Annotated in this window: 14 protein-coding genes; 2 read left to right on the top strand and 12 right to left on the bottom strand. The window is 44.1% G+C overall.

Annotated features, from left to right (window positions below; translation table 11 throughout):
- Positions 1 to 29 precede the first annotated feature (29 nt).
- The 10 genes from NSQ34_RS06135 to proG all read right to left on the bottom strand — a co-directional run bounded on the left by NSQ34_RS06135 (position 30) and on the right by proG (position 10,629).
- A complete protein-coding gene (locus NSQ34_RS06135; RefSeq protein ID WP_024426800.1) occupies positions 30 to 998 on the bottom strand; it encodes an oligopeptide/dipeptide ABC transporter ATP-binding protein in 969 nt (322 codons plus the stop codon).
- The gene (locus tag NSQ34_RS06130; protein WP_268456757.1) at positions 988 to 1,905 is read right to left on the bottom strand and encodes a C40 family peptidase; all 918 of its coding nucleotides are present in this window, start codon (positions 1,903 to 1,905) and stop codon (positions 988 to 990) included. The genes NSQ34_RS06135 and NSQ34_RS06130 overlap by 11 nt, the downstream gene beginning before the upstream one ends.
- Positions 1,905 to 2,984: a dipeptide epimerase gene (locus NSQ34_RS06125; protein ID WP_024426798.1), complete on the bottom strand. Its 1,080-nt coding sequence runs from the start codon at positions 2,982 to 2,984 to the stop codon at positions 1,905 to 1,907. The genes NSQ34_RS06130 and NSQ34_RS06125 overlap by 1 nt, the downstream gene beginning before the upstream one ends.
- On the bottom strand, positions 2,981 to 3,922 hold the full coding sequence (locus NSQ34_RS06120; protein ID WP_041116390.1) for an LD-carboxypeptidase: 942 nt from the start codon (positions 3,920 to 3,922) through the stop codon (positions 2,981 to 2,983). The genes NSQ34_RS06125 and NSQ34_RS06120 overlap by 4 nt, the downstream gene beginning before the upstream one ends.
- Before the next feature lie 315 nt (positions 3,923 to 4,237).
- On the bottom strand, positions 4,238 to 5,860 hold the full coding sequence (locus tag NSQ34_RS06115) for a peptide ABC transporter substrate-binding protein (protein ID WP_041116388.1): 1,623 nt from the start codon (positions 5,858 to 5,860) through the stop codon (positions 4,238 to 4,240).
- Complete coding sequence (locus NSQ34_RS06110) at positions 5,860 to 6,870, bottom strand: ABC transporter ATP-binding protein (protein ID WP_268456758.1); 1,011 nt, start codon at positions 6,868 to 6,870, stop codon at positions 5,860 to 5,862. Before NSQ34_RS06110 ends, NSQ34_RS06115 begins: the two co-directional genes overlap by 1 nt.
- 7 nt (positions 6,871 to 6,877) lie before the next feature.
- Entirely contained in the window at positions 6,878 to 7,840 is a 963-nt protein-coding gene (locus NSQ34_RS06105) for an ABC transporter permease (RefSeq protein ID WP_046310708.1), read from the bottom strand.
- Complete coding sequence (locus NSQ34_RS06100) at positions 7,837 to 8,772, bottom strand: ABC transporter permease (RefSeq protein ID WP_024424621.1); 936 nt, start codon at positions 8,770 to 8,772, stop codon at positions 7,837 to 7,839. The genes NSQ34_RS06105 and NSQ34_RS06100 overlap by 4 nt, the downstream gene beginning before the upstream one ends.
- Positions 8,773 to 8,790: 18 nt before the next feature.
- On the bottom strand, positions 8,791 to 9,615 hold the full coding sequence (locus tag NSQ34_RS06095) for a M55 family metallopeptidase (RefSeq protein ID WP_025092296.1): 825 nt from the start codon (positions 9,613 to 9,615) through the stop codon (positions 8,791 to 8,793).
- Between the two features lie 189 nt (positions 9,616 to 9,804).
- Entirely contained in the window at positions 9,805 to 10,629 is an 825-nt protein-coding gene (gene proG, locus NSQ34_RS06090) for a pyrroline-5-carboxylate reductase ProG (protein ID WP_268456760.1), read from the bottom strand.
- 168 nt (positions 10,630 to 10,797) lie between these two features.
- On the opposite strand from proG, the gene NSQ34_RS06085 reads away from it, so the two are divergent.
- Positions 10,798 to 12,087 carry a trypsin-like peptidase domain-containing protein gene (locus tag NSQ34_RS06085; RefSeq protein ID WP_268456761.1) on the top strand — a complete coding sequence of 430 codons (1,290 nt, stop codon included), beginning with the start codon at positions 10,798 to 10,800 and terminating at the stop codon, positions 12,085 to 12,087.
- Positions 12,088 to 12,120: 33 nt separating this feature from the next.
- On the opposite strand, the gene NSQ34_RS06080 is transcribed toward NSQ34_RS06085, so the two are convergent.
- The gene (locus NSQ34_RS06080; RefSeq protein WP_268456763.1) at positions 12,121 to 13,077 is read right to left on the bottom strand and encodes a ring-cleaving dioxygenase; all 957 of its coding nucleotides are present in this window, start codon (positions 13,075 to 13,077) and stop codon (positions 12,121 to 12,123) included.
- Between the two features lie 328 nt (positions 13,078 to 13,405).
- Between NSQ34_RS06080 and NSQ34_RS06075 the strand changes: the two genes are divergently transcribed.
- The gene (locus tag NSQ34_RS06075; RefSeq protein WP_268456765.1) at positions 13,406 to 14,731 is read left to right on the top strand and encodes an amino acid permease; all 1,326 of its coding nucleotides are present in this window, start codon (positions 13,406 to 13,408) and stop codon (positions 14,729 to 14,731) included.
- Positions 14,732 to 14,857: 126 nt separating this feature from the next.
- Here the strand turns inward: NSQ34_RS06075 and NSQ34_RS06070 are convergent, their stop codons facing one another.
- Complete coding sequence (locus NSQ34_RS06070) at positions 14,858 to 15,187, bottom strand: bh protein (RefSeq protein WP_034281483.1); 330 nt, start codon at positions 15,185 to 15,187, stop codon at positions 14,858 to 14,860.
- Positions 15,188 to 15,200: the final 13 nt, after the last annotated feature.

Raw genomic sequence — 15,200 nt, 5'->3', positions numbered from 1 at the left:
TCTACTTGCTGGCTTTTGTCTAGCTTATCCTATTTTCTATTATATAAATGACAGGCGACTTCATGTCCTTCTTCCACCGCTTGTAATGCCGGCTTTTTTTCAGCACACACATCCATCGCGGCAGGACATCTTGTTCGAAATACACAGCCGCTTGGCGGGTTCACTGGACTTGGAATTTCTCCTTTTAAAATAAACCTTTTGCGCTTGTCCTCTACGTCAGGATCTGGAATGGGGATTGCAGACAGCAAGGCTTGTGTATATGGGTGAAGCGGTGTTTGATATAATGCATCGCTTGTCGTCAACTCGACGAGATGGCCTAAATACATCACACCGATCCGGTCACTAATATATTTCACCATTGACAAGTCATGTGCAATAAACAGAAATGTTAATCCTTCCTCTTTTTGCAGTTTTTTCAGCAGATTCACGACCTGCGCTTGAACGGAGACGTCTAGTGCAGAAATCGGCTCATCTGCCACAATAAACTTTGGCGCTAAGGCAAGTGCTCTTGCAATGCCGATTCTCTGCCTCTGTCCTCCGCTAAATTCGTGCGGATAGCGGGTAGCAAAATCATAGCTTAATCCTACCGCTTCGAGCAGTTCTTTCACGCGGGCAATCCTTTTCTTTTGACTGCCATAAAGCTGATGAATCTCCATTGGCTCAAGCATAATATCTTTTACTGACAGTCTTGGATTTAACGACGAATACGGATCTTGAAAGACCATTTGCATTTGCCGGTTGAAATCAAATGATTCTTTTTTAGAAAGGTGGTGAAGACTTTTCCCTTCATATAAGGCTTCACCATCTGTAGGTTCATAAAGACGCATGAGCACTTTTCCAAGTGTGGATTTGCCGCAGCCAGACTCACCAACGAGACCAAAGGTTTCACCTTGTTTCAGCTGAAAAGAGACACCATCCAGCGCTTTTAAGGTTCTCCCTTTCGATAGATGAAAATGTTTTTTGAGGTTGTTTACTTGTAAAAGTGGTTCAACTGTCATGTTCGCTCCTCCTCTCACTTGGTAAATACCGCCTTGCACCTGCCCATTCCTTTTCATATGAAGTGCCAGAAAGGGAAAGAAGCTCAATTTGTCTGCCGGTTTTAGGCGAATGAAGCATCATCCCGTCCCCAGCGTAGATCCCTACATGGCGGACCGCTCCCTTTCCGTTTTCATTTGCAAAAAACAGCAAGTCACCTTGTTCTAAATGGCTTGATGTAACCGGCGTTCCTTGAACTGCTTGGTCACTTGCGTCTCTCGGCAAAAGATATCCGCACGCTTTGTACATGCTGTAAGCAAAGCCTGAACAATCATAGCCAAAGCTGCTCATGCCTCCCCATAAATAAGAAAGGCCAATAAATTGTTTTCCTGCGTTTACGACATCTTTGCCGGTCATAGAGAAAGCTTGCGATACTGGGCGTACATCCGCTTTGTTGATTTCTCTTATTCCTAATGGGGTGACAACATGAAATTGATCATCTGTTTCTTTGGCGGCTGCCAGCTCTGTTAAAAAGCTAATCTCCATATCAGGTTCCCCGTTTTGATAGAGTGTGGCTTTTTTCTGACAAACGATAAGAGATGCAGCTGACGCACTTCCCTCTGTTACTTGTTTTAATTGCTCAGCAGGTATATAGCCTGGATAGCCTTGCGGATGTTTCCGGCTGGCCTGCTGCGGAATGACGACTTTCATCAAGCCATCTGTCTCTTCTAATCCAATCACTCGTCCGCCGAGCAGTACTTGAGATTGAATCAAATTTTCTTCACATAAAGCCAGCTTTTCTTCATATGTTTGCTGGTCAATCCATTCTTTGATGTTGATGGAGTCCTGAAGTACCTTTCGATCGATTTCTCGGGGAGACTGCGGCGCTGTCCATACGTTAGCGACTGGAACCTTTGATTCGTATATCATCATGAGACTCCTTTCACCCCTTGAATGCCTAACCCATGATGCAGCGGTAAAAATATATCTTTTCCTTTGTACACGATTCCTCCGTCTATCATGTCCTCTTTCAGCATAAGCGGGGCATCAAAATCGCAGCGGGTGATATTCGGCTGGCTTGCGGCGAAATGTGCCGCTGCTGTAATGCCAAGCTTTGACTCAATCATGCTGCCAACCATGCACTGAACACCGTATGCTTCGGCAAGGGCATTGATTTTTAATGCTTCTTTTATGCCGCCTGATTTCATTAATTTTAAATTGATCAGATCACAGCTTCTCGTTTCAAGCACCTTAATTGCATCATGAAAACTGAAAATGCTTTCGTCTGCCATGATCAATGGATCAACTGCTTCTGTCACACGGCGCAGACCTTCGATATCTTCTTTCGGCACTGGCTGTTCTACTAGTTCAATATTCAGCGCTTCCATTTTTCGAATGGCTGTGATCGCTTCCTTCCATGTCCAGCCCTGATTGGCGTCGAGCCTGATCTGAATATCCGGTCCGACTTTTTCTCGAATCCGTTTGATCCGCTGAATGTCCGTGTGTATATCATCTTTTCCTACTTTGATCTTTAACGTCTGAAAACCTTCAGCTGCGTATTGCTTCGCATCTTCTGCCATCTCAAGCGGCCGGTTTACACTGACCGTATAGTCGGTTTCGAGCTGATGACGATATCCGCCAAGGTATTGATAAAGCGGAAGTCCTGCCTGCTTTGCTAAGCCATCATAAATGGCCATATCGATTGCAGCTTTTGCGCTTGTGTTGCTTGCGAGCACGCGGTTCATAGCAGAAAAGATTTGTTCATACTCTGCCAAGGAAGCCCCGAGCAAAATGGGTCTGATCACTTCACAGATGGCATAGTCGATGCTTTCCAGCGTTTCTCCTGTAATCACCGATGTGGGAACTGCCTCTCCGTAGCTGACATCACCTTGATCATATGTGATGATAACGATCAGAGATGCTGCGTCATACACCGTTCTTAAAGCGGTTTTGAAAGGCTTTTTTAGCGGTACACTTGTTCTGCATGTACGAACATCGACAATTTTCATTTGATCGCCTCTTTCGCTGCAACGCCTGGAGAAATGTGCAGTTTTTTCCCTGCGGCATCTAGTGCAGCCTGCACGCCCATCGGAAAGGCAAAGTTCGGTGATGAATGACCGATCCGAAAACCGCCGAGTGCGGGTTTCTTTTGCGGCACAATATAGGTTTCCCACAGCTGTTCCAAGGTTAAGGACTGGTCTTTCTTTTTTGGTTCACATTGATGAAAATCTCCAATGATGAATCCAGCCGCATCATCCAATTTTCCAGCAGAGGTGAGGTGCTGCATCATACGATCGATTTTATAAGGCTCTTCGTCAATATCTTCAATGAACAACAGCTTTCCCTTCGTATCAATTTCAAAAGGTGTACCAAGTGTTGTCACGATGAGAGCAAGGTTCCCTCCTATGATGTCACCTGAAACGGTGCCGGGGTAGAAGGTATGAAGAGGTGACAAGTGATGCGTATACGTAAAGGCCTTCGGCGTGAACAGCTGCAAAAAGGTATCCTTCGTATACGGATGGACCTCTTCAAGCCCCACATCAGAGGAAAGCATTGGACCATGAAAGGTCACAAGACCGGTCTGCTGCTGGATGGCCGTATGTAAAAACGTAATGTCACTATAACCCCAAAAGATTTTTGGATTCCGGCGAATGAGGTCATAATCAATGACTTCCGCAAGTCTTCCAGTTCCGTACCCTCCGCAGGCACAAATAACTGCTTTGACTTCTGGATCTTGAAACATGCCATGAAGATCTTCCACTCTTTCATGATCACGCCCTGCTAAATACCCGTACCGGGAATCGAGATACTTCCCTTTTTTCACCTTTAGCCCAAGGCTCTCTAAAAAGGCAATCCCTTTTGCTAATTTCAATTCATCAGGCGGACTTGCTGGTGCGATAATCCCCACCGTATCCCCTGTTTGAAGCGCCGCTGGCAGCTGGTTCATGCCAATCCCCTCTTTCTCTTTATTTCTTACAATCTATGGGCATTTTCTCCATAACATGAACAAATAAAGGAACAGACGCTTTGTTCAAAGCGTCCCATATTGTTGACAAAGGGCTAAAATGATCTTTATTTTAGCCCTTTGACTTCTATTCAGCGTGACCTGAAAACCTTTGCAGCCCTAGGAAGGGCGAGCATCGGAGCGGAGCGAATTTGACATTCATGAGCACCGAAGCGCAGGACTGACAAAGAATGCGAGGGTTTGTCCGCGTGCTGAGACGCTTTTGTTCAAAACGTCCGTGTCCCTCATTCCCTTCAATTACTCTCCATCTACTTGTGCCCATTTCAAATCGATATACCCAACAGGGTGGCGGACAATTCCCTTCACGCCCTCTTTTTGCAAATGAACTTGGTTATAAAAATGAATTGGAATGATCGGTGCTTCTTCAATGAGAAGTGCCTCTGCCTCATGAAGGATGCTGTTTCTTTTTTGTTCATCTGCTTCCTTTCTCGCCTTTTTCATCAGCTGATCATAGGTGTCGTTTGACCATCCAGTCCGGTTCATCGCATTCCCTGTTTGAAAGCTCTCTAGGAAATTAATCGGATCTGCATAGTCTGCTAAAAATGAACTTTGCGAGAATTGGAATTTCAGTGCCTTTTGATCTTCTGCAAATACATTGGCTTCCATGTTTGCAAGCTTCACGTCCACACCCAGCGCTTCTTTTAATTGCTGCTGGATGGCTTCAGCTTTTTTCTTGTTCTCAGGCTTTGTACTATATGTCAATGTGACGGGCGGCAGCTTTGAATAGTTCTCTTCTTTCAGCCCTTTTTCTAATAGTTTTGCAGCTTCACTCGTATCTTGTTTGACAAGATCACCGCCAGCTTCTCTGAAATCCTCACCCTTTGAATCTAAAATCCCCGGTGAAACGAAGGCGCGGGCTGGCTTCTCTTTATTTTTCGTGACATAATCCACGATATCTTGCGGATTGATCGCCATTTGAAAGGCTTTGCGAATGTTCTTATTTTGAAAAGGTTCCATGTTCACATTCAGACGATAAAAGAACAGTCCAGCCTGATCTTCAATTTGTACATCTTTATTTTTCAGCAAATTTTCACTTTGTTCTGCTGGGACGAAGGCAGTATCTAAATCTCCCGATTGATACATTTGATAATCAGTGTTTCGATCGCTGATCATCAGCCACTTTACCTGATCCAGCTTGACTGATTTTTTGTCCCAATACGTCTCACTTTTTTCCATAGTGAAGCTCTCATCATGCTTCCATTCTGTCAGCTGAAACGGTCCATTCCCAACAAAGGTTTTGGCATCCTTTGCCCAGTTTGGATCCTTCTCTGCTACCTTCTCATTGACAGGGAAAAAGGCAGGGTTTGCGGTCATATTTAAGAACGATTTCTGCGGGTATGCCAGTGTGACCTTTAGCGTTTTGTCATTTTCAGCACTGACTTTTACATCCTCTTTCTTTCCTTTTCCGCTGTTAAATGCCTCTCCGCCTTCAATCATGTAAGCTAAGAACGATGCAGAAGAGCCTGTTTTCGGATCAAGCAGACGCTTCCACGCATATTCAAAGTCACTCGCTTTCACTGGATCACCGTTCGACCACTTGATGCCGTCTCTTAAATGAAATGTGTACGTTTTTCCATCCTCTGAAATTTCCCATTTTTCCGCCATTGCAGGAGATGGTTCGTGCTTTTCATTCAGTCTTGTTAATCCCTCCATTAAGTTATTCAGACCTTGCCACGATACATTATTAAAACCAATCGGCGGGTCAAATGACGTCGGTTCGTTTTCGTTATTTAAGGTTAATACTTTCTTTTCATCCTTGTTGCTTGATGATCCTTTACCTGCTTGCTCATTGGCTGTACATCCAGCGAGCAACATGATGATAAACAAACAAATACTGATGATCCACCCTTTTTTCCTCATCAAAAACTCCCCCTTTGTATTGAAGATAACATCGCTTGGTTCGCTCGCTCATCCTGGAGCCAGCAATGCACTGTATGAGTAGGTGACCGCTGCGTTTCGTGCGGCATGATATGATCGCACACTTTCATGGCAGCCGGGCAGCGATCGGTATACGGACAGCCCTTTGGCGGTGCAAATAAATCAGGCGGGCTTCCTTCAATCGGAATCAGTTCATCTTTCATATCAAGTCTTGGAACGGATTGCAGGAGTCCTTTTGTATAAGGATGCTGCGGACTGTAAAAAATATCTTGCCTTGTTCCGGTTTCAACCATTTTCCCTCCGTACATGACTGCTACCCGGTCGGCAACTTGGGCTACGACCCCTAAGTCGTGTGTGATTAAGATAATGGTAACCCCTGTTTTCCTCTGAATCTCTTTAAACAGTTCTAAAATTTGTGCCTGTATGGTCACATCCAGCGCGGTCGTCGGTTCATCTGCGATCAGCACCTTTGGCTCACAAATCAGTGCCATGGCAATCATGAGCCGCTGCCTCATTCCCCCGCTGAATTGGTGCGGGTATTGCTTTAATCTCTCCTTCGGCTGCGGAATACCAACCAAATCAAGCATCTGTATGGCAGCTTCTTTCACTTCTTTTTTCGTCAGCTTTTGATGCTCCTTCGCCGCCTCCATCAGCTGATCCCCTATTGTCAAGGTAGGGTTCAGTGCCGTCATCGGATCTTGGAAGATCATCGAAATATCGACACCTCGTATGGCGCGCATTTCTTTTTCAGATAATGACAGCAAGTTGCGGTCTTGAAACCAGATTTCTCCCTGATCGACATGCGCGCTGTATGCAGGCAGAAGCCTCATAATGCTTTGTGATGTCACACTTTTCCCGCAGCCTGATTCTCCCACAATGGCTAAGGTTTCTTTTTCATATACATCGACATTCACTCCGCGTACTGCTTGAACTGAACCGCCGTATGTCCGAAAGCTGACGTGCAGATCGATGATTTGTAGAACTTTTTTCAAAGCGCCATCACCTCTTCATCTTTGGATCAAGCGCATCTTGCAAGCCATCACCTAAATTGTTAAAGCAAAACATCGTGAGTGAAATAAAAAATGCTGGAAAAAATAAACGCCACCAATGTCCATTGTCTGACAGCACAGTCGGCAAAGCATCATTGGCCATCACGCCCCAGCTTGCAAACGGTGCTTGAATACCTAAACCGAGAAAGCTTAGGAACGCTTCAGCAAATATCGCGGTCGGCACAGTCAGGGTCATTTGGACGATAATCGGCCCCATCGTATTCGGCAGCAGGTTGCGGCGAATGATCCGCAGGCTTTTGGCACCAAAGGTCTTTGAGGCAAGGACATATTCCTGGCTTTTCAGCTGAAGAACCTGACCTCTCACAATTCTTGCCATTCCAATCCATCCGGTGACAGTGAGCGCTACAATAATGGTGACAAGCCCTGGCCCCATGAGCACCATCAATAAAATGACGACAAGTAAATAAGGAAGTCCGTAGAGCACCTCGACAATCCGCATCATGACATGGTCATAGCGTCCGCCTTTATAGCCGGCTATGCCCCCATAAATCACACCGATGGCAAAATCAATCAAGGCTGCCATGACACCCACAAATAACGAAATGCGTGCTCCGTACCAAGTACGAGTAAACACATCTCGCCCAAGCTCATCTGTTCCAAACCAGTGAGCAGCTGAGGGCGGCAGATTTTGCATCGAAAGACGCTGCTCTGTCACACTATTTGGTGCAAGCAATGGACCTAAGACTGCCATGACAAAAAGAAAAATCAGAACCGATAGACTAAACATCGCAAGCTTATTTTGCTTCAGCCGCCTCCATGTATCTGCCCAATAGGAAAGAGAGGGTCTTTTAATGGCATGGGTTTCTGTTTTCTTTTGCTCTCGTGGAGAAAACCATTCGTCCGGCACTTCAGGATGCCTGTTCGGTGGATCATGCTGAAGGTGTATACTCATGCCTTTCCTCCTTTCTGATGCAGCTGAATCCTTGGATCAAGGAGACGATACGCCACATCGACAATGAAGAGAAGTGTGATTAAAATAATGCTGTAAAAAACAGTGGTTCCCATGATGACAGGATAATCACGATTGTTTATGCTCTCGACAAAGTATTTTCCCATTCCAGGAATGGCAAATATTTTTTCAATGACAAAACTTCCTGTTAAAATACTTGCGACAAGTGTTCCAAGAATGGTCACAACGGGTAAAAGGGCATTCCGAAGCGCATGTTTAAATACAATTTTAAAGGGAGAAAGTCCTTTTGCTTTGGCCGTACGGATATAGTCTTGCGACAGCACTTCAATCATGCTCGATCTCGTTAACCTGGCAATAATGGCCATTGGGCTGACAGCAAGGGCGATTGTAGGCAGCACCATATGCATTGGACTTGTCCACATCGCTGTAGGAAAGAGCTTCAAATTGACAGCAAGCTGCTGAATTAATAAGGTAGCAAAGATAAAGTTTGGAATGGATATACCGAATACAGCAATCGTCATGGCGATGTAATCAATCAAACCATTATGCCGGAGGGCAGCCATAACCCCTAGCAGGATGCCAGAGATAACAGCAATCAATATTGAGATAAGACCAAGTTCTAATGAGACTGGGAAGCCTCTCGCCAATAAATCATTGACACTTTCAGAAGGCTTTTTAATGGAAGGACCAAAATCAAAGGTAACAATGGATTTTAAATAGATGACATATTGAACATAGAGTGGTTCGTCTAAGTGATAGTAGCTTTCGAGGTTTCGCTGGACGGTTTCGTTTGTATTTCGTTCTTCATTGAAAGGCGATCCTGGGATGACCTTCATTAAAATAAACGTTAAAGTCGTAATCGTTAAGATCGTAGCAATCATCGCAATAAAACGCTTGAGCAAAAAGCTGGCCATCTGCTGTCTCCCCCTCACTTAACAAAATGTTGTACGTGCGGCAAGCTCTGTCATGACAAGCATTGCTTGATAGGCTTCTAATATATTGTCTGCCTGGTACGTCACCGTCGTTGTTCCTTCTATGATGGCAGTACCGGGCATTAAATTCGCCCATTCAGCTTGTCCATAATTGGCAAACTCAATCTTAAGCAGCGGCTGATCAGGAGGCGTCAGCGGCTTCATTTGATCAATCTGTTTCATCGCGGCTTCCACTTGCTGCGAGATTTGTTGATTGACTTTGGCTGGAGGTAAGCATTTCACAGCAGATCTTGAGATGGTTTCTTTCACTGCCACTGTTTTCACACCAGGCATCAGCTTTTCTGCCTCAAGTGCTGCTTGATCATCCCCGCAAACAAGAATCACCGGCACACCATAGTAGCCTGCCACATACGCATTAAAGCCCATTTCACCAATTGGATGATCATTTATGTAAAAATGTCTGACCCCAAAAATCATACTGTGTGACATCACACCTTTCATTGATGCCCTTGCATGATAGCCTAAAAAAACAGCTGCATCATAAGTTTGATCCAATCCTTGCACCATTGAATAAGGCTTTACGTCACCTGATATGAGAACTGCCTCTTCATGCAGCTCTTCGATCAAAAGATTATTCATTTTAGAATGACTGTCATTGACCAAAATGTCGGTGGCACCATGCTGGACAAGCGCCTCTACACAGGCGTTCACTTCACCAGTCATAATGCGTCTGCCACGCTCATAGTTATGCTGGCGTGAATCAACAAATGTATGATCAGCTAGACCAGTAATTCCCTCCATATCGACAGATAGATAGAGCTTCATTCCCATCCCCCTTTAATTAAACATAAAATTTGTGCATATTTTTCTAAATTTTCTAAAAAATTATATGAGAACTTGATTGATTTTTCAATACAATGTCCGAAAATAAGGAGTTTAGACTCAGATAATACAGGTCAAATGGCTTTTTTAGAAAGGATTTTTTTAACAAATAAAACACCACTAACTATGTCTTTAGTGGTGTTTATCCGCTTCGTTAATCTGAGATTTCAGCTGTTCATATTTCTTCATGGTTTGTGTAAATAAATCATCAAACATCTGAGGTGCCTGCTGTTGAATGACCTCAGCACCTTCTCCTGTAATTCCCCCTTTTGTCGCCACTCTATCGACAGTTTCAGCAAAGGTTAGGCCTCGTTCTACGAGGATCTGGCCAGTTCCTAAAAGGGCATACGTTAAAAATTCATTCGCTTCCTCTAAGGAAAGATCACTATTTCTCACAGCCGCTTTTGCCATTTCTTCAAAAAGAGCAGCGATAAAACCAGGAGATGAGCTTGTCAAATTGCTCGCCGCATCAAACCAGTCTTCCTCTACTTCCCTGACGATGCTAAAAGCTGAAAGCAGCCGGTGCAAACGCTCCTTGTCCTCACGTCCTGCGGCTGCACCATGCGCAACAAGAGATACGCCTGTCCCAACAGCTGACGTGAGCGTTGGAATGTATCTGGATACTGGCTGCGCTGTATGCGCCTGTAACTTTTCTAATGTCACAGCTGCTGCTACTGACACAATATGTACCGCTCTCCCTTTAGAAGGCAGCTGATCCAGAACATTTAGTACAGCAAGCGGCGGCACGCAGACAAACAATATATCACATGACGCAGAAAGTTCGTCTAATGAACAAATGTTGATTTCTTGGTGCTTTTCTTTGAGCTGATGAAGGCGCTCCGTTTCACTTCTTGTATGGATCATGATTTGATGAGCATCCAGCACCCCATTTTCCAGCCACTTTTGCACCATCATATCAGCCATACTTCCATATCCAATGATTCCAATTGTCTCCACAGTTTAATCTCCTCTATCTTGCTTAGATTCACTACTTATTTTAACAATTTCCCACAATGTTTTCATTTTTATCCCACACTTTTTTCATACGATAAAGTCAGTCCCCACCACATACGGTAAAACACCCAAACACATACATGAAAAAATCATTGAAAGAGAGTGATTGAATTGACACAGCACAAAGATGACAAACAAACAATTGAACAACCTCAAAAGCAGAAAAAGCCAAACGGCTGGTTTAAGCCATTTGTCAGCGGTGTTGTAGGCGGTACATTAGCGTTAGGTGTCTACGTTCTTACGCCATATGCTCAGCATTCATCAGACAGCACCGCAAATGATTCAGCAGCGAAAACTGAAGCAGTATCGACAAATCACACGAATTCGTCAAAAACAACAGCCGTCCAAACATCAAATTCATCAAGCAGCATCTCCAGTATGGTCGAAAATGTATCACCAGCTATCGTCGGCATTACAAACTACCAAGCACAAACTCAAACAGACACGAGCTTTGGCGATTTCAATACGCCTTTCGATGAATCACAGCAAAACAAAAGCAGTCAAGAGGAAGAAACCGGTACAGGCTCAGGAGTGATTTTCAAAAAATCAGGCAATAAAGCCTATGTCTTAACAAACAACCACGTCATTGAAGGGGCAAATAAACTAACCGTATCCTTACACGATGGCAAAACCATTGAAGGAAAACTGGTTGGAGCTGATCCGCTCACTGACTTAGCCGTTGTGGAAATTAGCAGCAGTCATGTGACGAAGGTTGCGGCATTAGGCAATTCCTCCTCACTGCGTGCTGGAGAAACCGTCATTGCGATCGGAAACCCGCTTGGTGAAGATCTTTCAAGAACGGTGACACAAGGAATTGTCAGCGGTGTCGACCGAACAGTCTCTATGAACACATCAGCAGGCGAAAGCAGCATTAATGTTATTCAAACAGATGCAGCCATTAACCCAGGTAACAGCGGAGGCCCGCTTCTGACGACAGACGGAAAGGTTGTGGGGATCACGAGTATGAAAATCTCTGAAACAGGTGTTGAAGGCATTGGGTTCGCACTGCCAATCAATGATGTCAAACCAATCGCTGATCAGCTTCTCGCAAAAGGAAAAATTGAACGTCCATATATCGGCATCAGCATGCTGGATCTCGAACAAGTTCCAAATGTGTATCAAAAAGAAACTCTCGGACTTAAAAGCAGTCAGCTCAATCAAGGCGTGTATGTCAAAGATATCGCCGCAGGTTCACCTGCCGCCAAAGCTGGCTTAAAGTCAGAGGATGTCATTACCGGCATCAATGGGAAACAAATCAAAACTGGCAGTGAATTACGTCACGAGCTATACACGAATGCAAAAGTAGGAGACACCGTGAGCATCACCCTCATTCGAAACGGAAAACAAGAAACAAAGCAGGTCACATTAACACAATTTGAATCTAAGCAGGTCAGTTCCTAATAAAAAAAACAGCTCAGTTGATGAGCTGTTTTTTTATGACGACTGAATTGGCGTTAATCTTTGTTCAATTTCTGCTCGTTTATGCTCTAGGAACGGCGGAAGGGCTAATTGATCGCCAAGCTCATCCACCCCTTCATCGACTGTAAATCCAGGGCCATCTGTTGAAATTTCAAATAAAATACCATTTGGCTCTCTAAAGTAAAGAGCTTTAAAGTAAAAACGTTCTACAACACCAGAGTTCGTGAAGCCTGCTTTTGAGATTTTTTCATACCATTTTTCAAGCTCCTCTGCGTCTTTCACACGAAATGCGACGTGATGCACACTTCCTCTGCCGGAACGTTCAGAAGGCCCTTCTGTTTTTTCGATCACATGAATTTCTGTTCCAGCACCTCCATTTCCTGACTCAAAAATGGTCACGATCTCACCATCATTTGATTGTTCACGTGCTCTTTCGGTGAAGCCAAGGATGTCTGTTAAAACACGGATCGTATTGTCAGCTTCTGCAACGGTTAATTCAACTGGACCTAAACCTCTAATCGCAAACTCTGCCGGAATATCGTCATGCACTGGCGGTGAGCCTGCCTCTTGCGTATTCGGTTCTACTGTTAAAAACAACTGCTGCCCTTCTGGGTCTTTAAAACGCAAAGCAGGTCTTCCGCCTCTCAAGGAAGCTGTTTCTTGCTGCACGCCTTTATCTTCAAACCGCTTTTCCCAAAACGTGAGTGCCTCTTCAGAAGAAACGAGAAGGCCAGTGCTTGTGATCGCATTTGTCCCTTCCAAACGGCGGGCAAGCATTGGAATTTCAAAGAATGTTAGCTCCGTTCCTGGTGAAGCGACCTCATCTCCATAAAACAAGTGATACATAGACGGGTCATCCTGATTGACTGTTTTCTTTACAAGTTTCAAGCCAAGGATTTGGCGGTAGAAATCAACATTTTTCTGAGCATTGGCTGTTAACGCAGATACGTGGTGAATCCCATTGATTTTCATTATTTTCACTCCTATTTTAAATTATCTCGAATTCGAGATAATATCCTTATGAATAAAATAGTTCATTTTTCAAGAAAAGTCAACCATTTGGCTGCACGTTTACTGGATGTTCGGTTTCCGGCCATTAAATTAACATTAAATCAAAAATAACTTTCATTGTTCGTTTTTAACGCAACATTCACCCTAATATCTCCAATAAACGAACACTTTCAAATACAAATACGAAAATCAGAAAATTTTTTTAATTCTTGTTTTCCTAAAATCGTATTACAATGAACAAAATACATGTCACAGTAACGTACGAAAGTGATGCAGGAGGTCGTGTGTAATGAACAAAGAACAACCAGCGTTAAAACAAGACATCGGCTTATTTTTCGCCCTATCTCTTGTCATCGGGACCATTATCGGGTCAGGCGTCTTTATGAAGCCAGGCAACGTCCTTTCCTATTCAGGAAGCTCAGACATCGCCTTATTCGCTTGGCTGCTAGGTGGCATCTTAACCCTTGCAGGCGGACTGACTGTCGCTGAAATTGGTACACAAATCCCGAGAACCGGCGGGTTGTACGCCTATCTTGAAGAAGTGTATGGTGAATTTTGGGGCTACTTATGCGGCTGGGTGCAGATTATTATTTACGGACCCGCCATCATTGGTGCACTTGGTCTTTATTTTGGTTCATTATTAGCCAATCTATTTTCTCTTTCGACTTTATGGTCTACAACGATCGGCATTATCACCGTTTTATTTTTATGTATCATCAACATCATGGGAACAAAATACGGCGGATTTGTTCAGGGGCTGACCACTATCGGAAAGCTTGTCCCAATTGCTGCGATTATTGTGTTTGGCATATGGAAAGGTAACGAAAACATCTTGATGGCCGTCAACGATAGTATCGTTCAAATGAACTTCGGAGCAGCGATTTTGGCTACGCTGTTTGCTTATGATGGCTGGATTTTACTTGCGGCGCTTGGGGGTGAAATGAAAAACCCTGAGAAACTGCTGCCTCGCGCGATGGCAGGCGGAATTTTAATCGTGACGGCTTGTTATCTCTTTATTAATGTCGCACTTTTGCACGTGCTGCCAGCTGATCAAATCGTCCAGTTAGGTGAAAATGCGACAAGCACAGCTGCTACCATGCTCTTTGGGCCAATTGGCGGGAAAATCATTAGTATTGGGATCATCATCAGCATCTTTGGCTGTTTGAACGGAAAGGTTCTTTCATTCCCACGTGTGATTTTTGCGATGGCAGAACGAAAGCAGATTCCTTTCGCCAACGCGATTTCGCGGATTCACCCAACATTTAAAACACCTTGGATCGCTGTATTTGTGCAAATTTTGATCGCCATTGTGTTTATGATCGTCAGTAATCCGGAGAAGCTGTCTGAGGTCTCGATTTTCATGATCTACATCTTTTATGTGATGGCCTTTTTCGCCGTCTTTAAGCTGAGAAAACAAAACAGCGGAATGAAGCGTGCGTACAGTGTACCACTTTACCCGCTGACACCGATCATTGCGATTATCGGTTCATTATTCGTTTTAATCAGCACCATGATCACCGATTGGAAAAGCTGCCTGATCTCCATGCTGATCGGGATGGCTGGACTGCCTATTTATTATTATATGAAAAAAACACAAAATAAAGCAGAGCACTAAACAGTGCTCTGCTTTTTTTCCTTCTTCTCAGCGTAATAGAAACCTTTGCAGTCTAGGAAAGACGAGTATCGGAGCGGAGGACTGACATGTCTACAGGCTGAAGCAGAGTGCTAAACGGTCTCTGCTTCATTTTTTATATTGTTTGATCACTTTGTATGATTCGTTTAAATATCTCATGAGCCGGTATGGCTTACTAAGCACACGGATTGGGAGTCTTGAGATAAATCCATTCAGGTTCGACTTATATTCCTGCGTGATCCGCTTTGGCTTTGTCGCTATTTTCTCGTATACTTCCTTGTAAAATTCCTTCATGATGTCGACTTGCACACTGATCTTTTGATGACACTCTGTACACTCAACGCTTTTCATCTGATCATTCACATAAACGATGCTGTGGAGGGTCTCTTCTTGGCACCGAGTACAGTGTAGGTTTGCTTCCATTTCGGTTTGCTTCAAGATACACAGCTCC

The organism is Bacillus sp. FSL P2-0069, from assembly GCF_038593315.1.
Lineage (GTDB): Bacteria > Bacillota > Bacilli > Bacillales > Bacillaceae > Bacillus > Bacillus safensis.
Note: the sequence above shows the minus strand (reverse complement) of the source record. Positions and strands in the feature narration are given on the sequence as shown.

Excerpts from the sequence above, each read along its gene's own strand:
- NSQ34_RS06120 (WP_041116390.1), bottom strand. The coding sequence starts at position 3,922 with ATGAACCAGCTGCCAGCGGCGCTTCAAACAGGGGATACGGTGGGGATT.
- NSQ34_RS06095 (WP_025092296.1), bottom strand. The coding sequence starts at position 9,615 with ATGAAGCTCTATCTATCTGTCGATATGGAGGGAATTACTGGTCTAGCT.
- NSQ34_RS06105 (WP_046310708.1), bottom strand. The coding sequence starts at position 7,840 with ATGAGTATACACCTTCAGCATGATCCACCGAACAGGCATCCTGAAGTG.
- NSQ34_RS06130 (WP_268456757.1), bottom strand. The coding sequence starts at position 1,905 with ATGATATACGAATCAAAGGTTCCAGTCGCTAACGTATGGACAGCGCCG.
- NSQ34_RS06135 (WP_024426800.1), bottom strand. The coding sequence starts at position 998 with ATGACAGTTGAACCACTTTTACAAGTAAACAACCTCAAAAAACATTTT.
- NSQ34_RS06075 (WP_268456765.1), top strand. The coding sequence starts at position 13,406 with ATGAACAAAGAACAACCAGCGTTAAAACAAGACATCGGCTTATTTTTC.
- NSQ34_RS06080 (WP_268456763.1), bottom strand. The coding sequence starts at position 13,077 with ATGAAAATCAATGGGATTCACCACGTATCTGCGTTAACAGCCAATGCT.
- NSQ34_RS06100 (WP_024424621.1), bottom strand. The coding sequence starts at position 8,772 with ATGGCCAGCTTTTTGCTCAAGCGTTTTATTGCGATGATTGCTACGATC.
- NSQ34_RS06125 (WP_024426798.1), bottom strand. The coding sequence starts at position 2,984 with ATGAAAATTGTCGATGTTCGTACATGCAGAACAAGTGTACCGCTAAAA.
- NSQ34_RS06115 (WP_041116388.1), bottom strand. The coding sequence starts at position 5,860 with ATGAGGAAAAAAGGGTGGATCATCAGTATTTGTTTGTTTATCATCATG.